The organism is Mesorhizobium sp. W050 (assembly GCF_054719535.1).
Map to the genome: position 1 here is coordinate 861678 of NZ_JBTTIH010000001.1, position 15551 is coordinate 877228.

At 62.2% G+C, this 15551-nt stretch carries 15 protein-coding genes and 2 pseudogenes; 11 read left to right on the forward strand and 6 right to left on the reverse strand.

Annotated features, from left to right (window positions below; all coding sequences use genetic code 11):
• Positions 1–337: 337 nt before the first annotated feature.
• The 3 genes from rpoD (at position 338) to ACYG9Y_RS04160 (ending at position 3296) form a co-directional block, all read left to right on the forward strand.
• Complete coding sequence (gene rpoD / locus ACYG9Y_RS04150) at positions 338–2362, forward strand: RNA polymerase sigma factor RpoD (protein WP_023672446.1); 2025 nt, start codon at positions 338–340, stop codon at positions 2360–2362.
• A 190-nt stretch (positions 2363–2552) separates the two neighbouring features.
• Positions 2553–2846: a GYD domain-containing protein gene (locus ACYG9Y_RS04155; RefSeq protein ID WP_023733294.1), complete on the forward strand. Its 294-nt coding sequence runs from the start codon at positions 2553–2555 to the stop codon at positions 2844–2846.
• Positions 2847–2915: 69 nt separating this feature from the next.
• On the forward strand, positions 2916–3296 hold the full coding sequence (locus ACYG9Y_RS04160; protein ID WP_023740188.1) for a thiol-disulfide oxidoreductase DCC family protein: 381 nt from the start codon (positions 2916–2918) through the stop codon (positions 3294–3296).
• A gap of 48 nt (positions 3297–3344) precedes the next feature.
• Here ACYG9Y_RS04160 and ACYG9Y_RS04165 read toward each other — a convergent pair.
• Positions 3345–3599 (reverse strand): annotated as a pseudogene (locus tag ACYG9Y_RS04165) (DUF2798 domain-containing protein); the annotation flags it as partial.
• 253 nt (positions 3600–3852) lie between these two features.
• Here ACYG9Y_RS04165 and ACYG9Y_RS04170 point away from each other — a divergent pair.
• Both ACYG9Y_RS04170 and ACYG9Y_RS04175 read left to right on the forward strand, forming a co-directional pair.
• Positions 3853–4527, forward strand: a complete 675-nt coding sequence (locus ACYG9Y_RS04170; RefSeq protein ID WP_023740186.1) for a PadR family transcriptional regulator — start codon at positions 3853–3855, stop codon at positions 4525–4527.
• Positions 4528–4628: 101 nt separating this feature from the next.
• Positions 4629–4925 (forward strand): HlyU family transcriptional regulator, encoded by a 297-nt coding sequence (locus ACYG9Y_RS04175; RefSeq protein WP_023740185.1) that lies wholly within the window; start codon positions 4629–4631, stop codon positions 4923–4925.
• Positions 4926–4996: 71 nt separating this feature from the next.
• Here ACYG9Y_RS04175 and ACYG9Y_RS04180 read toward each other — a convergent pair whose 3' ends face one another.
• From ACYG9Y_RS04180 to ACYG9Y_RS04190, 3 genes and pseudogenes are all read right to left on the reverse strand, one after another.
• Positions 4997–6031 (reverse strand): hypothetical protein, encoded by a 1035-nt coding sequence (locus tag ACYG9Y_RS04180; RefSeq protein WP_023749110.1) that lies wholly within the window; start codon positions 6029–6031, stop codon positions 4997–4999.
• A pseudogene (locus ACYG9Y_RS04185) lies at positions 6021–7739 on the reverse strand (Hsp70 family protein). Before ACYG9Y_RS04185 ends, ACYG9Y_RS04180 begins: the two are co-directional and overlap by 11 nt.
• Before the next feature lie 262 nt (positions 7740–8001).
• Positions 8002–8637, reverse strand: coding sequence for an FMN-dependent NADH-azoreductase (locus ACYG9Y_RS04190; RefSeq protein WP_023740183.1), 636 nt, complete (start codon positions 8635–8637; stop codon positions 8002–8004).
• A 109-nt stretch (positions 8638–8746) separates the two neighbouring features.
• Between ACYG9Y_RS04190 and ACYG9Y_RS04195 the strand changes: the two genes are divergently transcribed.
• Positions 8747–9703, forward strand: a complete 957-nt coding sequence (locus tag ACYG9Y_RS04195; protein WP_023683802.1) for a LysR family transcriptional regulator — start codon at positions 8747–8749, stop codon at positions 9701–9703.
• On the opposite strand, the gene ACYG9Y_RS04200 is transcribed toward ACYG9Y_RS04195, so the two are convergent.
• Positions 9636–10262 carry a TetR/AcrR family transcriptional regulator gene (locus ACYG9Y_RS04200; protein WP_023740182.1) on the reverse strand — a complete coding sequence of 209 codons (627 nt, stop codon included), beginning with the start codon at positions 10260–10262 and terminating at the stop codon, positions 9636–9638. The two genes, ACYG9Y_RS04195 and ACYG9Y_RS04200, sit on opposite strands and share 68 nt — an antisense overlap.
• A 66-nt stretch (positions 10263–10328) precedes the next feature.
• Here ACYG9Y_RS04200 and ACYG9Y_RS04205 point away from each other — a divergent pair, with 66 nt between their 5' ends.
• Entirely contained in the window at positions 10329–10754 is a 426-nt protein-coding gene (locus ACYG9Y_RS04205; protein WP_023705831.1) for a VOC family protein, read from the forward strand.
• Positions 10755–10912: 158 nt separating this feature from the next.
• Positions 10913–11761 (forward strand): arginase family protein, encoded by an 849-nt coding sequence (locus ACYG9Y_RS04210; protein ID WP_460223102.1) that lies wholly within the window; start codon positions 10913–10915, stop codon positions 11759–11761.
• 4 nt (positions 11762–11765) lie between these two features.
• Here the strand turns inward: ACYG9Y_RS04210 and ACYG9Y_RS04215 are convergent, their stop codons facing one another.
• Complete coding sequence (locus ACYG9Y_RS04215; protein WP_023705829.1) at positions 11766–12716, reverse strand: S1C family serine protease; 951 nt, start codon at positions 12714–12716, stop codon at positions 11766–11768.
• A gap of 169 nt (positions 12717–12885) precedes the next feature.
• On the opposite strand from ACYG9Y_RS04215, the gene ACYG9Y_RS04220 reads away from it, so the two are divergent.
• The 3 genes from ACYG9Y_RS04220 (at position 12886) to ACYG9Y_RS04230 (ending at position 15460) form a co-directional block, all read left to right on the forward strand.
• Positions 12886–13758, forward strand: a complete 873-nt coding sequence (locus tag ACYG9Y_RS04220; protein WP_023740180.1) for a S1C family serine protease — start codon at positions 12886–12888, stop codon at positions 13756–13758.
• Positions 13759–13766: 8 nt separating this feature from the next.
• Positions 13767–14474: a helix-turn-helix transcriptional regulator gene (locus tag ACYG9Y_RS04225; RefSeq protein ID WP_156929742.1), complete on the forward strand. Its 708-nt coding sequence runs from the start codon at positions 13767–13769 to the stop codon at positions 14472–14474.
• A 119-nt stretch (positions 14475–14593) separates the two neighbouring features.
• Positions 14594–15460, forward strand: a complete 867-nt coding sequence (locus ACYG9Y_RS04230; protein ID WP_023740179.1) for an SDR family oxidoreductase — start codon at positions 14594–14596, stop codon at positions 15458–15460.
• Positions 15461–15551: the final 91 nt, after the last annotated feature.

The following is a 15551-nucleotide window of genomic DNA, read 5'->3' on the forward strand; positions in this document are numbered from 1 at the left end:
GCTTTTTTGATGCGAATCATGCGAGAGGCGCTTGACCTTCTGGCAGAATGACGGAATCAGGACGATTCGAAACCTTAACCCGTGCCGGCGTCGATGGAAATGCACTGACGCGAGGTGCTGATCACTGGACAGGCTGTCAGCCTGCCACAGATATCAGGGTTAATCTGGACTTAATGCATATCGCCCAAAAGTGAAAACCGGTTTTGGGGGCACGATATGAACAAACAAAAGAGTTGATTCGGTTACCGGCCCGGTTAAGCGCCACCAGCGCATGTAGTTTGACCGGTGCGGCAGCTACGCGGCTTCGATGCTCGGCCGCTAGGAGAAGATAAAGACTATGGCGACAAAGGAAAAGGAAGAGGTCGAGACCGAACGTGAAGGCGCCACCGATGGGCCTCTGCTCGACCTTTCCGATGATGCTGTCAAGAAGATGATCAAGGCCGCCAAGAAGCGCGGCTATGTGACTCTCGACGAACTGAACGCGGTGCTGCCGTCGGAAGAGACCGATCCGGATCGCATCGAAGACATCAATGCGATGCTGTCCGACATGGGCATCAACGTGGTCGAGGACGACGATCAGAGCGAGGAGCCCGAGGCCGCCGACAGCAATGCCGACGCCGAGGAAGACGCCAACGAGCTGGCCGAGCAGACCGGCACCGCCGTCGCCGCCACGACCACCAAGAAAGAGCCGACCGACCGCACCGATGACCCGGTGCGCATGTATCTGCGCGAGATGGGCTCGGTCGAGCTCCTGTCGCGCGAGGGCGAAATCGCGATCGCCAAGCGCATCGAGGCCGGCCGCGAGACGATGATTGCGGGCCTCTGCGAAAGCCCGCTGACCTTCCAGGCCATCATCATCTGGCGTGACGAGCTCAACGAATCCAAGATCCTGCTGCGCGAGATCATCGACCTCGAAGCCACCTATGCCGGCCCCGAAGCCAAGCAGGCGCCGGTGGTCGAGCGCATCGAGGAGGCGCCCAAGGCCGAGGACAAGCCGAGGCGTGGACGCGACGAAGAAGACGACATCACCAATGTCGGCGCCGACACGCGCGGCCTAGTCGATGACGACGAGGAAGACGAGGACGAGGCGAGCCTGTCGCTGGCGGCGATGGAAGCGGAACTGCGCCCGCAGGTGATGGAGACGCTCGACGTCATCGCCGACACCTACAAGAAGCTGCGCAAGCTGCAGGACCAGCAGGTCGAGAACCGTCTGGCCGCGACCGGCACGCTGTCGCCAAGCCAGGACCGCCGCCTGAAGGAGCTGAAGGACCAGCTGATCAAGGCGGTGAAGTCGCTGTCGCTCAACACGGCGCGCATCGAGGCGCTGGTCGAGCAGCTTTACGACATCAACAAGAGGCTGGTGCAGAACGAAGGCAAGCTGCTGCGCCTGGCCGAAAGCTATGGCGTGCGCCGCGAGGAGTTCCTGAAGGAATATCAGGGCTCCGAGCTCGACCCGAACTGGACGCGCTCGATCGGCAACCTGACCTCGCGCGGCTGGAAGGAATTCACCAAGAACGAGAAGGACGCGATCAAGGATCTGCGTTCGGAAATCCAGAACCTCGCCACCGAGACGGCGATCTCGATCCTGGAATTCCGCAAGATCGTCAACCAGGTGCAGAAGGGCGAGCGCGAAGCCGCTATCGCCAAGAAGGAAATGGTCGAGGCCAATCTGCGCCTCGTCATCTCCATCGCCAAGAAATATACCAATCGCGGCCTGCAGTTCCTCGACCTGATCCAGGAAGGCAATATCGGCTTGATGAAGGCGGTCGACAAATTCGAATACCGCCGCGGCTACAAGTTCTCGACCTATGCGACATGGTGGATCCGGCAGGCGATCACGCGTTCGATTGCCGACCAGGCGCGCACCATCCGCATCCCGGTGCACATGATCGAAACGATCAACAAGATCGTGCGCACGTCGCGCCAGATGCTGCATGAAATCGGCCGCGAGCCGACGCCGGAGGAACTGGCAGAAAAGCTCGCAATGCCGCTCGAAAAAGTGCGCAAGGTGTTGAAGATCGCCAAGGAGCCGATCTCGCTCGAAACCCCTGTGGGTGACGAAGAGGATTCGCATCTGGGCGATTTCATCGAGGACAAGATGGCGATCCTGCCGATCGATGCGGCGATCCAGGCCAATCTGCGCGAGACCACCACGCGGGTGCTCGCCTCGCTGACGCCGCGCGAGGAGCGGGTGCTGCGCATGCGCTTCGGCATCGGCATGAACACCGACCACACGCTGGAAGAAGTCGGCCAGCAGTTTTCGGTCACCCGCGAGCGTATCCGCCAGATCGAAGCCAAGGCGCTGCGCAAGCTCAAGCACCCGAGCCGGAGCCGCAAGCTGAGGAGCTTCCTCGACAGCTGATAGCGGCAACAGACCAGCATTCGAAAAGGGCGCCGACGGCGCCCTTTTTGTTGCCCGGGGAGGGCTCTTGTCGCCCATCTCCGTCGGGAGGATACTTGCCTGGTCGGATGCATGTTCTGGGCGAAAAACCGGATGTCCGCCCCGGCTGATGTCCTCAGCCGTGCTCCGTGGCGCCGGAGGGAGGTGTGTGATGACAACCTACATCCTGCTGATGAACTGGACGGAACAGGGCGCCAGAAATATCCGAGAGTCGCCGAAGCGGCTCGATGCCGCCAAGAAGCAACTGGCCGACATGGGCGGCTCGTTCAAGGCGTTTTACCTGACTATGGGCGAATATGACATGGTGGCGATTATCGAGGCGCCCGACGACGCTGTGCTTGCTCGTTTCGCCCTGATGCTGGCAACGGGCGGCAGCGTCAAGACGCGAACGCTCAAGGCTTTCCCGGAATTTGCCTATCGCGAGATCGTCGCCTCGCTTGGATAGCGCTGGGCGTGGGTCCGTGCGGCTCGGCGTCATATTGCGGGGCCGTGCCGTCAGGGCGATAGTCGCGCCATGTCCAAGCCTGCGCTGACCGTCTGGTACAACACACGCTGCCCCGTCTGCGATGGCGGCATCACCCGGCAGAAACGGCGGCTGATCGAGGCGATCAAGGCTGGGCATATTGCGTTCCGCGACATCAATCTCGAACCGGCGGCGCTGGCCGGCCACGGTGCCTCGCTGGACGACGTTCGCCGCCGGCTGCATGCCACCGATGGCGAGGGCAGGCTGCTGGTCGGCGCCGATGTCGCGGTTGCTGTCTGGCGGGCGACGCCGGGCGAGGGCTGGCTGGCGGCGCTCTTCGGCAATCCGGTCGCGCTGCCGCTGACACGCTTGGCCTATGATCGTTTCGCCGATCTTCTCTATGCCTGGAACCGGCGCAAGGGTCGCTGGTAGCGAGGCAAGGCCCGAAGATATCTGCGGGCCTTGCCGTCCTGGGCGTTGCCGGGACGCCGGCTCGCAAAGCCAGCCGACAATGCGGCGCACCGCCGGCAGCACCATGAGCAACGTTGGGAACGCTACCAGCCAGGACAGGCCCCAGGCAGTGAGCCAGACAGCCGGCAAATCAGGTCGCAGTCCAAGGCTTTTCAGCGTCGATATGAACGAGACGATGAAGGTCATCAGCAGCGACAGCACCAGCGGACTGACGATCGCGGCATAGCGCGCCGGCAGCTTGCCGCGCTTACGGGTCGTGGTCATTTTTTGATTTTCCTGAAACATCCGGTCCGTCGCATTTGGCATCCATTGCGCCGGGTTTCCGGCGGAACTGCCCGGAAAGACCGGGGTGGATGCGTTGCTTGACGTCAGACGCTTACGGAGAGGTTTTGGCCCTCACGCGCTTTCTAGCTGCCGGCTGCGCCGCCTTTAGATACATCGTAAGATATATCTTGACTCGTCGGCGGGGGTAAGCCTAATTAAGATGTATCGTAAGATATAACTCAAGGAGCAATTCATGCACAGACATCATCCCTTTGGCGAGCGCGCCGAGCGCGCTTTCCTGCATATGGCCGGCAAGTTTGGTGGCAGAGGGGGCGGCTTCGGGCCGTTCGGCCACGGCGGACGTGGCGGTGGACGCGGCGGCCCTGGCGACATGTTTCGCGCCGGGCGCATGCTGGCCGACGGCGATCTCAAGCTGATCACGCTGTCATTGCTGGCCGAGGCGCCGCGCCACGGCTACGACATCATCAAGGCGCTGGAAGAGCGCACCAGCGGCATCTACAGCCCGAGCCCGGGCGTCGTCTATCCGACGCTGACCTTCCTGGAAGAGGCCGGCTATGCGGCTTCAGCCGCGGACGGCAACAAGAAGGTGTTTTCGATCACCGAGGCGGGGCAGGCGCATCTCGCCGAGAACCGCGAGATGATCGACGGCGTGCTCGAGCATCTGGAGCGCTTCGGCCGCAAGATGGCGAAAGCGCGGGACTGGTTCGGCTGGAACGACGACGGCGAGGAAGGCGGACGGCGTGGTGGACGGGGTCGCTCGGAAGCCCGCGACGAGTTCCGCGCCGTGCGCCACCGGCTGCGTGCCGCGCTCGGCGATCTCGTCGACGCGCCGGCTGAAAAGCAGGCCGAGGCGATTGCAGTCCTGGAAGCCGCCGCTGAAGCCCTGGAAGCGCTATCGCGCGGTTGACCCCTGGCGAGAACCCTTGCCCGTTCGACTGAGGAACGGTACTGAAAATCATCCTGCACCGCGAGACGTGGTGCAGGATGATTGCCGTTGGAGGAAGCCCCATGTCTTTTCTGAAACGTCTTTTCGGTGGTGGCGGCGGTGAGGCGGGCGAGCCCAAGAGCGCAGCACCGGTAAAGCAGGTTGAGCACAAGGGATTTTTGATCAGCGCCACGCCCTACAAGGCGGAGGGGGGCCAATACCAGACCTGCGGCGTGGTTTCGAAGGAAGTCGACGGCGTGATGAAGGAACACAAATTCATCCGCGCCGATCGCTTTGCCGGACTGGACGACGCCGTCGACATCTCGATCAAGAAGGGCATGCAGTTGGTTGACGAGCAAGGCGAGAAGATCTTTGGGTAGGGCCTGCGGTGGCCAACATTTGCACCGGTTGTTTATCTTTTCCGCCGATTTCCGCTCGATAATTTTTCGGCCTATGGCTCCGGCATCCCACTCATCTTTTTGAAACATTCGTCAAACGACAGATTACGACAGAGGTCGCGAAGAACGCCTGCGGGCACTTGTTGTGTGGCATCGGGCCGTGAGAATGTTTTCGCGGGCTCATTTGAGCCAGAAAGCGCGGCAGCAAGTTTAACAAGCACAAAGATGATCATAACCCATACCCACCCGGAAATAGGTGATTGACGCGCCGAACCGGTGGCTTGGCTCGATGGTGCGATCGTTTCGGGCTCAGGGTCCTGTTGCGGCGCGGACGCCATACGATATTGGGGTGCCGTCTCAGGATCGATTAGCGCGTGCAACCAGTCAAGCTGTTGACGCTCCCAATAGTTTGATCCGCGATTGTGTGTCCAGCCAAAGCGTTCGTCAAGCAAGTCAAGCAAGCGCTGCATCATCCAGGGCTTGGCCGACGGACGCTGCCGCTCGCCGAAGCCTGATTGTTCGCAAACATAGGTCCGCATGCGGGTTTCAAACTCTTGAATGTCATCAATCGTCTGTAGGAGCTCGCCATCCAGAATTGCCAGCCAGCTGTCTATTCTCTGCCATTTTCTTGGTTCGGTGATAAGCGACTCGACAGCTTTCATGGCGCGAAGGGCAGGCGCTTCGGTGGCAATTGAAGCCGTGCGGGCTGGAGCCGCTTCTTTCGGTGCATCTGGTTCGATATTTTCGATAAGGAGCGTCTCGATATCATCTTCCATGGCCCGCAAAGCGCGTGCTTCGAGGATAGCGGGAAGCGGACTCTCGTTGGACAGTGGCACGTTCTTCAACGCGGGCGTGTCGGTGTCTTCGGCAATTTGTGTCTCGTCAGGGGAAGTAATTTTCTTGAAATACTCCCGCCGGTTGACCTGATCGCGCGCCTGCTCGAATGCGTGACGCAATGCAATGAAGCTGTCGCGATCCTCATCGACGTTGATTAGTTTGAGCTTTGTAGCGTAGGCGCGCTTGATCTCGCGTTCGGTGACGTCTTCCCGGTCGGATATTCCGAGCATGGAAAACGCATCAATAAACATCGTACTTCTCTAACGCTTCGAGTTTTCCCGTGATTTGGGATCGCACTGCGGCGATTTCCTTGGGATGTTGCCGGGCAAGGATTGCCTCGAATTCCCCAAGCCATGCCGACAACATCTTGCGTTGCGGCCCCAAGGCATTTTCAAAAGCTTTCGTGATGCGCGCGACGAGCGCCGCGTTAAACGCTTCTTCGCGTGGATGGATTTTGATCCGTTCAAGTTCTGCCAGGCGTTGCAGAATGTCTTTTTGCGAAAGAGCGCCCGGATTGCCTTCTATGACAAGTCGATGAGCCTTGCCATTAGTGACGACCGTTGCGATGACTTCAAGCACTCCGGACGTATCGTAGGTAAAGCGAACATCGACCGCTTCATTTGCGTTGCGGTTGACGGGAACAGGAACGCTCAATGTACCTATCTTCACATTGTCGCGTACCAGCGGCGCCTCGCCCTGAAAGACATTGAGTTCCACTTTCTGCTGACCAGGAACTACAGTATTGAAACGCTCAACCCGGCTCGCTGGAATAACCGTGTTGCGCTCGATGATTGGAGCAAAATATCCGGGCAGGGTTTGGCTATTCGGTCCGACTTAATGATTTGTCTCGATACCCAAGGTGAAGGGTGAAACATCGGTCATGACGATGTCGTCGAGCGCCTGATGCCGGGAAGCAAGCCCGGCCTGTACCGCCGCGCCCAAGGCCACGACATGGTCAGGGTCGAGATCATGTTCCGGAAAACGCTTGAAAAGCTTGGTTATTGTAGACTTGATGATTGGCATTCTCGTTGCACCGCCAACGAGAATGATCCGGTCGATCTGGTCGTTGCTTAGGTTTGCGTCGCGCATCGCGCGCTGTAAAGGGGCCTTCATCCGGTTGACTAACTGCGTCGTTGCCTCCTCAAAACGATCTGCAGAGACGGAAAGATGCTTCTGTTCGCTGTCCAGGACATATCGGATATCGGCGTCTTTGCTGGTTGAAAGCTTGTGCTTTGCTTCGTCAGCCAGCGCACGCAGCCGTGACAGATCTCCCTTTCCCAAATCTTCACGGCCAAGATCCTTGCCCAACAACGCCACAAGGATATCCGTGAAGTCTTCTCCGCCCAGAAATGCGTCCCCGGCCGACGCTCGCACCTCCATGACGCCAGAAAACATCTCCAGAATTGAAACGTCGAATGTGCCGCCGCCAAGATCCACGACAAGAAAGGTGCTTTCATCGTCCTTGCGATGCAGGCCATAAGCCAAGGCCGCCGCGGTCGGTTCATTGATCAGCCGGCTTACCTTAAGACCCGCGAGTTGTGCGGCAGCGATCGTTGCCTTGCGTTGCACATCGTTGAAGTAGGCCGGCACGGAAATAACCGCATCGTCAATAGGGTGCTGGAAATGCGCCTCGGCGTCCGCTTTCAAGGAGCGCAGAATGAACGCGGACAACTCTTCCGGTCGAAATGCCTTGCGGCCGAGACGAACCATGTGATCCGTGCCCATATAACGCTTGAATCGTGCCGTGCTTATATCGGGATTGGACACGAGCCTGTCCTTGGCTGCCTGGCCGACCAGCAAGTCACCATTGTCGCTAAGCCCCACGGCAGAAGGCGTCAGAAAAGCGCCGATAGCATTGGGGATCAATATGGGGCCTTCTTCGGTAAAATGAGCTACCAACGAATTGGTCGTGCCAAGGTCAATGCCGAGAATTGGGAACTCAGACAAACAAGTCTCCATGAGCGGTTTCGAGGTGGCTTGTCATTAAGACGTATGTGACTTGCGCATACTGTACTTGGCATAAAACTCAAAATGGAACTTATCTGAATGATAAAACCCATGTGAAGAAAATTCACCCGACAACGCGTACACGGTTACGTGGCGATCTCGCGGCGCGTTTCACTACATGCGCTACTCCGTTCCGGTCGACATTCGTGCAACAACAAAAGAGGCAGGCGCCGGAGCGCCTGCCTTTTTTAATGCAGGTGGGAAGGGCCTGCGCTTACGCCGCTGCAGCAACCTGCTGGCTCGCAGCCACCACGGCATCGACCTTGGCCGTCGCATTGGCGAGCGCGGCGGTCACGGCGTCGGGACCCATGCCGACGCCTTCGATCCGGATGACGTCGACGTCGGTCATGCCGAGAAAGCCGAGCACGCCGCGCAGATAGGGGATGGCGTGATCGAACTGCACGGCCGCACCTTCGGAATAGATGCCGCCCGAGGCGAGTACGATATAGACCTTCTTGCCGGTGACGAGGCCCTTGGGACCACCCTCGCCATAAGAGAAGCTCTTGCCGGAGCGGGAGATGTGATCGACCCAGGACTTCAGGGTCGAGGAGATGTTGAAGTTGATGAAGCCGGTGGCCAGGATCACGGTGTCGGCTGCGAACAGTTCGTCAAGCACGATGTCGGAGACGCCGACGACTTCGGCTTGGCGCGGCGTGCGGGCTTCAACGGGGGTGTAGATGCCGGTCGCATAATCGGTGTCGATATGCGGCAGCGGGTTGGCCACGAGGTCGCGTACGACGAGCGTATTCGACGGGTCGGCGGCGACGAGCTTTTCAGCGAATTCGGTAGCGATACGGGTCGAGTGCGAGGCAGCGCCGCGCGGGCTCGAGGTTACAAGCAGGATAGACATAGCGGTTCTCTCCAGTGGGAATTGATTTCTCCCGCCTGATATGGGCCTACCGACCCATTCAAAAAACTGGTATATTTTCTATACGATCCATCCATAAAGTAGGTATGCCGTGCAGCCCAATCCGACGCTCGACCAATTGCAGATCCTGGTTGCGGTCGCCGACACCGGCAGCTTCTCAGCCGCCGGCCGCAAGCTTAACCGCGCGCAGTCCGTCATCAGCTACGGCATCGCCAATCTTGAAGCGCAGCTTGGCCTGAAACTGTTCGAGCGCGAGGGCACGCGCGAGCCGCAGCTGACCGAAATCGGCCGGGCGATGCTGGAGGACGCCCGGCGCATGGTCGGCGTGCTGCAGCGCATCCGTTCGCGTGCCGACGGTCACCATCAGGGGCTGGAGGCTGAAGTTGCGCTATCGGTTGACGCGGCGCTGCCCTCGCCGGTGCTGGTGCGGGTGCTGAAGGCGTTCGAGGCGCAGTTCCCGACCGTGATGATGCGACTGCATATCGGCACGCTCGGTCTGATCCCCGACCATGTCGTCAGCGGACAGTCGGATCTTGGCATCGGTGGCTTGCTGGGCGAGGTCGACGTGCATCTCGTGCGCATCGGCTTCATGTCGATCGTGCTGGCTGCCGCCCCCACCCACCCTCTGGCACTGCTGCCGAAACCGGTGGCGCTCGAGGATGCGCGAGAGCACACCCAGCTGGTTGTCAGTGACCAGTCGGAACGCACCAAGGGACGCGACTTCGGCGTCTTTGCCTATCGTACATGGCGGCTGACAGATGTGCGTATCAAGCATACGTTGATGCGCGAGGGGCTGGGCTGGGGCGGGTTGCCGCGCTGGCTGATCGCGGACGATTTGGCCAGCGGCAGGCTGGTCGAACTCGACCTTGAACCTTTTAGCGAGGTGCGCTCATCGCTCTATGCCATGCACCGCGCCGACCGTAGCCCGAAACCGGCGGCGGCCTGGCTGATCGACCAGTTCAAACGCCAGCTCGGCTGCTTCAACGAGTTCGACCCGGACGACCTGCCTGAAGATGAGCCGGAGACAGCCCATCGATCAGAGCCATGAGCACGGCGCGATAGTCTTCGGCCGAGGCGCCGGCCTCGACGGCAAGTGCTGCGCGGTCGAAGGCAGCGGCGAGCAAAGCGGTCAGCGCATCGGCCGGCAGTCTGGTCATCGACTGTTCGCGCATTGCCGCAACCAGGCCTTCGCGCAGCGACCGGTTGCCGTGGCGATTGTCGATCGCATCCATGGCGGCGCGGCCAAGCACGGCCGGCCCGTCGAGCAGCAAAAGCCGCGTGCGGCCGGGCGCGCGCATGGCGGCGAGATAGGCGTCCGAGCCGGCAATCAGCGCATTGCGGGCAAACAAAGAAGGCGGCGAGGCGCGCTCGATCTCTTGCGCCACCGCCGCCGCCTCCTGCTCGACCACGGCGGCAAACAGCGCCTGCTTGTCGGCAAAGTGGTGATAGAGCGCGCCGCGGGTGACGCCGGCGGCCGCAACGATCTCCGGCGTGCCGGTCTCGGCATAGGACTTTTCGATGAACAGTTTGCGCGCCGCAGCGATCAGGTCGGCGCGCGTCGCTTCGGTGCGGTCGCGGTTGGAGCGGCGCGGGGTTTCTCGTTGCATACATGCAGCCTGTATGTTATTTCGAATTACATGCAAACTGTATGTTGGCTGACGGGAGAAAGAAAGATGAAGACGACGAGCTATTATCCGGTGCTGATGACGGGCGACGTAGCCGGCACAAAAGCCTTCTATATCAATCACTTCCGCTTCAAGCCGCTGTTTGCGAGCGACTGGTATGTGCATCTGCAGTCTGCCGAGGATCGCCGGGTCAATCTCGGTATCGTCCAGGGCGACCACGAGACGATCCCCGAGGGGGGGCGCGGCCGCACATCGGGGCTGCTGATCAATTTCGAGGTGAGGGATCCTGATGCTGTCTATGAACGGATCGTTGCGGCCGGCCTGCCGATCCTGTGCCCGCTGCGCGACGAACCCTTCGGCCAGCGCCATTTCATCACCAGGGATCCCAATGGCGTGCTGATCGACGTCATCAAGCCGATCCCGCTCAGCCCGGAATTTCAGGCGCAATTCGCGGCGGGCGCGGCGGGCGCCTGAACAATGGCAGCAAATGTCGGCAGCGGCTCCGGCCGCTGTGGCCGGATCCGCACCATGCGGTCTATGTTGGTGACGTTGAAGCTGGGCCTGCCGCATGCGTGACATCTGCCTTGTTCGGGCGCCATCCAATCTCGGCCTTCGGCCCTTGGAGCCGGGCCATGTGCCCCGGCACCTGGCGTGCGCCGCAGGCGCTGAGCCAAGCTGGTTTGATCGAGTTGCTGGCGCCGGGGCGGGTGGTCGATCTCGACAGACCCGCCTACAGTACCGAACCGCAACCGGGCACTAGGCTGCGTAATGGTCCGGCGATCCGCCGCTTCAACCTCGATCTTGCCGAGATCGTCACCCGTGCGCTTGGGCAAGGCGAGTTCCCGCTGATCATCGGCGGCGACTGCTCGATCCTGCTTGGCGCACTGGTCGCCGCGCGGCGCTCGGGCGCAGTCGCCCTGGTCCATGTCGATGGCCACAGCGATTTCCGCCATCCCGGCAACTACGATGTCAATGCCTCACTCGGCTCGGTTGCCGGCATGGATCTGGCACTTGCCACCGGACGCGGCGAGGCTTTGCTGGCGCAATGGCCAGGTGTTGTCGGTCCGCTCGTCGCCGACGAGGCGGTGGTTCAGATCGGCGAACGCGAGAGCCGCGATGCCGATTTTGCCTGGCCCGACATCAATGCGACCGCCGTGACGCGCATCGACGTCTTTGCCGCGCAGGAACTCGGCGCGGCTGGAGTGTTGCAAAAGACAAGAGCGACGCTGGCGCGCGCCGGCTGTCCCTACTGGCTGCATCTCGATGTCGATGTGCTCGACCAGACGGTGATGCCGGCGGTGGATTCGCCCGGCAGCCCCGGCATCGACCCCGATGAACTCGTTGCCATTCTGTCGGCGCTGGCAGCGGACCAGCGCTGCACCGGCTTGGACATGACGATCTACGATCCCGACCTCGACCCGACCGGTGACCTTGCGCGACTGCTGGTGTCGCTGCTCGGGCGGGTGCTCAAGCCTCGATAAAGGCTCAGCTCGCCCTTGCTACCGGCGTCACCGTCACCTGGCTGACGCCGGTGCGGCGCACCACTGTGCATAGCGTCTCGCGGCCGATGCGTTCGGCGTCGAGCATGCGCACGAGGTCGTCGACGCCGGTGACCGGGCGACCGTCTATCGCCGCGATGATGTCGCCTTCCCTGAGGCCGGCCTTCGCCGCGGGTCCGTCTTTCTCGACGCTGCGCAGCCGCACCGCAGTACTGGTGGTCACCTGCGACAGGAGCGCTGCGCGGCGCGGCAAACTGGTGGTGTCGGCCGAGATGCCGATGAAGGCGCGCCGCACGCGGCCGAAGCGGATGATCTCCGAAATGACGAAGTTGGCGGTGTTGGAAGCGACCGCGAAGGCGATGCCTTGCGCGCCGTGGATCATGGCGGTGTTGACGCCGATGACTTCGCCTGCCGACGACACCAGCGGTCCGCCGGAATTGCCGGGATTGAGCGCGGCATCGGTCTGGACGACATCGTCGATCAGCCGCCCGGTCGAGGCGCGCATCGAACGGCCAAGTGCGGAGACCACGCCTGACGTTACGGTCCATTCGAAGCCGAGCGGATTGCCGATGGCAATGGCGATCTGGCCGCGCCGCAGCCGCTTGGAATCGCCGAGCGGCGCGACTTCGGTGAAGCTGCCATCGGCGCGCACCAGCGCGATGTCGGTGTCGGGGTCGCGGCCTAGCACGCGGCCTTCGCTGGAGGCGCCGTCGGGCATAGAGACGCGCACCGTTTTGGCATCGCCAACGACATGGAAATTGGTAACCACCAGCCCGTCCGGGGTGATGACGAAGCCGGAGCCATGGCCACCTTGGCCACCGACGCGCTCGATGCGGCAGACGGCTGGGCCGATGCGGTCGACGGCGTCGGCGACTGTCGTCGAATAGGCGTCGAGCAGTGTGTCGTCGGTCTCGAATTTGTGGGCGGCGAGGGCCATTGGCAGGGCTCCGTGTTTTCAGGCGCGATGATGACTATATGTGCGGAGCGGCTCGAACTGCCGCGACCTGACCAGATGGCCAGTCAAACCAGTAACTAGCCGTCAGACGAGTACCTCCGGGCGCACTGCCGAGCGATATCTGGGGCATGAGAAAACCCAGGAGATCATCATGAGTGACTTCAACCTTAATGCATTTTCCGAGGCCATCGCCGATCTCGCCGCCAAGGCTGCGCCGGCAACGGCAAGTTTCACCACCCATCACCATCGCACCGCCAGCGCCTTCCACTGGCGTGACGGCTATTTCGTCACCGCCGAGGAAGCTGTCGAGGCCGGTGAGGAGATCGAATTGACATTGGCTTCGGGCGAAGTGGTGAAGGCCGAACTGGTCGGTCGCGATCCGTCGACCGGCGTAGCGCTTCTGAAGCCGGCCGGCGCGGTCGCGGCGCCTGCGCTCGCCAAGGCTGACGCGGTACGGCCGGGCAACGTCGCCATCGCTGTCGGCAGCAGTCAGGGCTCGGCGCTGGCTGTCTCGGGCTCGGTCGGCGAGGTCGGCCCCGCCTGGCGCTCGATGCGCGGCGGCAGCATCGATCGGCGCATCAATCTCGCCGTCAATGCCGGCGGCCGTTTCGAGGGCGGGCCGGTGCTTGACGCCAAGGGCGCGCTGATCGGCATGCTGCTGTTCGGGCCGCGTGGTCGTGCGCTGGTCATGCCTTATGAGACGGTCGAGCGGGCCGTGGCGACGCTGCGTGAAAAGGGCCATGTCGCGCGCGGCTATCTCGGCGCCGGCCTGCACCCGATCCGTGACGGCGCGGCGCGCGGCGCCATGGTCATGAGCCTCGACGACAATGGTCCGGCCAAGGCCGCCGGCCTTGCGCTGGGCGACATCATCGTGGCGTGGAATGGCGAGGCCGTGCACGGCCCGCGCGAACTGATCCGAAAGCTCGGGCCGGATAGCGCGGGTGCCGCGGTGACGCTCGGCGTGGTGCGCGGCGGCGAGCAGCGCGATGTCGCGCTGACCGTCGGTGAAAAGCCGCTGAGCTGAGAGGGCCGATGGAAAGCGCCACGCTGACAAGGCCGGAGGCGGGTGGGCCGGAGGTGGGTGGGCCGGAGGTGGCGGGCGGCGGACGCCAGCTCGTGGTGCTGATCGCGCTGCACGATGCCGCGCGTGCCGAGCGCCTGTCGGCTTCGCTTGCCATGGCGGACGATCTGCTTCCGGTCGTGGCCGGCAGCGGGATTGCCGACGTCGCTGTCGTCGATGACGCTGTTGCGAACAGTGCGGCCTGGCTCGATCGGGCCGATGGTGGCAACAGCGCAATCCCACGGGTGCTGCTATCCGCGAGCGCTGGCCGGCCAGAAAACCGGGTGCTTGCCGTGCTGCCTTTGGCGTCGGATGCGAATCTGATCGCGGCTGCCGTCAGACTAGCGGCGGCCGGCTACCGGGTGTCCAGGGATGGGCGTTCGACGCCCGCTCGCCACGACGATTTCGATGGCGCCGCCAACGGCGGAAGCCATAGCGGGCTGTTCGGCGAGGAGCTGTTGGACGATGGCGCTACCGCCCGTCCGGCGCTGTCGCCGCGCGAGGCCGAAGTGCTGGCGCTGCTGGCCGAAGGCGCGCCCAACAAGGTGATCGCGCGGCGGCTGAACATCTCCGTGCATACGGCAAAGTTCCACGTCGCCGCGATCCTGATCAAGCTGGGTGCTGCGAACCGCACGGATGCCATCGCGATCGCGATGCGGCAGGGCCTGGTGCTGGTCTAACCCCCTTTTCCGTTTGAGCCTACGTTGCGTAACCCGTTGCAGGCTGCCGAGGCCTTGCGCAGTGCATTGCCGCCGCGCAATGGTTCGCGTCAGTGATGTAGCAAGGGAGGTGCCAAGACATGTCGCTCAAGGGAAAGACGCTGTTCATCTCCGGCGGGTCGCGCGGCATCGGTCTTTCGATCGCGCTGCGAGCTGCGCGCGACGGCGCCAATGTGACGATCGCGGCCAAGACCGCCGAGCCGCATCCGAAGCTGCCGGGCACGATCTACTCGGCAGCTGAGGAGATCGAGCAGGCCGGCGGCAAGGCGCTGCCTGTTTTGTGCGACATCCGCGAGGAGGCGCAGGTGGCTGAGGCGGTTGCCAAGACCGTCGAAAAGTTCGGCGGCATCGATATCTGCGTCAACAATGCCAGCGCCATCCAGCTCACCGGCACGCTGGAGACGGACATGAAGCGCTACGATCTGATGCACCAGATCAACACGCGCGGCACCTTCCTGGTGTCGAAAATGTGCATTCCGCACCTGAAGTTGGCAAGCAATCCTCACATCTTGAATCTGGCGCCGCCGCTCGACATGAAGGCCAAATGGTTCAAGAACCATGTCGCCTACACCATGGCCAAGTTCGGCATGTCGATGTGCACGCTGGGGATGAGCGCCGAGTTTGCCAAGGACGGCATCGCGGTCAATTCGCTGTGGCCGATCTCGACCATCGACACGGCTGCGGTGCGCAATCTGCTCGGCGGCGCGACGGTGGCGGCGATGAGCCGCTTACCCGACATCATGGCCGATGCCGCACACGCCATCTTCCTGCGGCCATCGCGCGAGACATCAGGCAATTTCTACATCGATGAAGAGGTGCTGCGGGCCGAGGGCGTGACCGATTTCGCGGTCTATGCGCCGGGCGCGACCGGGCCGCTGGCCGGCGACTTTTTCGTGCCGGACGCGGTATTTGCCAATTCGCCGACGAACGTCAAAAGCATCTACTGACGGAAATCACGGGCCGACGGCGCTGCTTCCTCATCCACCTGCCGGCGTTTTTCGAAAAACCAAGCAATTGGCTTTTCGCCCGCTGTGCGGA

What these genes read in the sequence shown, in the direction of transcription:
- rpoD (WP_023672446.1), top strand. Translation starts at nt 338, where the DNA reads ATGGCGACAAAGGAAAAGGAAGAGGTCGAGACCGAACGTGAAGGCGCC.
- ACYG9Y_RS04155 (WP_023733294.1), top strand. Translation starts at nt 2,553, where the DNA reads ATGACAACCTACATCCTGCTGATGAACTGGACGGAACAGGGCGCCAGA.
- ACYG9Y_RS04160 (WP_023740188.1), top strand. Translation starts at nt 2,916, where the DNA reads ATGTCCAAGCCTGCGCTGACCGTCTGGTACAACACACGCTGCCCCGTC.
- ACYG9Y_RS04170 (WP_023740186.1), top strand. Translation starts at nt 3,853, where the DNA reads ATGCACAGACATCATCCCTTTGGCGAGCGCGCCGAGCGCGCTTTCCTG.
- ACYG9Y_RS04175 (WP_023740185.1), top strand. Translation starts at nt 4,629, where the DNA reads ATGTCTTTTCTGAAACGTCTTTTCGGTGGTGGCGGCGGTGAGGCGGGC.
- ACYG9Y_RS04180 (WP_023749110.1), bottom strand. Translation starts at nt 6,031, where the DNA reads ATGTTTATTGATGCGTTTTCCATGCTCGGAATATCCGACCGGGAAGAC.
- ACYG9Y_RS04190 (WP_023740183.1), bottom strand. Translation starts at nt 8,637, where the DNA reads ATGTCTATCCTGCTTGTAACCTCGAGCCCGCGCGGCGCTGCCTCGCAC.
- ACYG9Y_RS04200 (WP_023740182.1), bottom strand. Translation starts at nt 10,262, where the DNA reads ATGCAACGAGAAACCCCGCGCCGCTCCAACCGCGACCGCACCGAAGCG.
- ACYG9Y_RS04205 (WP_023705831.1), top strand. Translation starts at nt 10,329, where the DNA reads ATGAAGACGACGAGCTATTATCCGGTGCTGATGACGGGCGACGTAGCC.
- ACYG9Y_RS04210 (WP_460223102.1), top strand. Translation starts at nt 10,913, where the DNA reads ATGTGCCCCGGCACCTGGCGTGCGCCGCAGGCGCTGAGCCAAGCTGGT.
- ACYG9Y_RS04215 (WP_023705829.1), bottom strand. Translation starts at nt 12,716, where the DNA reads ATGGCCCTCGCCGCCCACAAATTCGAGACCGACGACACACTGCTCGAC.
- ACYG9Y_RS04220 (WP_023740180.1), top strand. Translation starts at nt 12,886, where the DNA reads ATGAGTGACTTCAACCTTAATGCATTTTCCGAGGCCATCGCCGATCTC.
- ACYG9Y_RS04225 (WP_156929742.1), top strand. Translation starts at nt 13,767, where the DNA reads ATGGAAAGCGCCACGCTGACAAGGCCGGAGGCGGGTGGGCCGGAGGTG.
- ACYG9Y_RS04230 (WP_023740179.1), top strand. Translation starts at nt 14,594, where the DNA reads ATGTCGCTCAAGGGAAAGACGCTGTTCATCTCCGGCGGGTCGCGCGGC.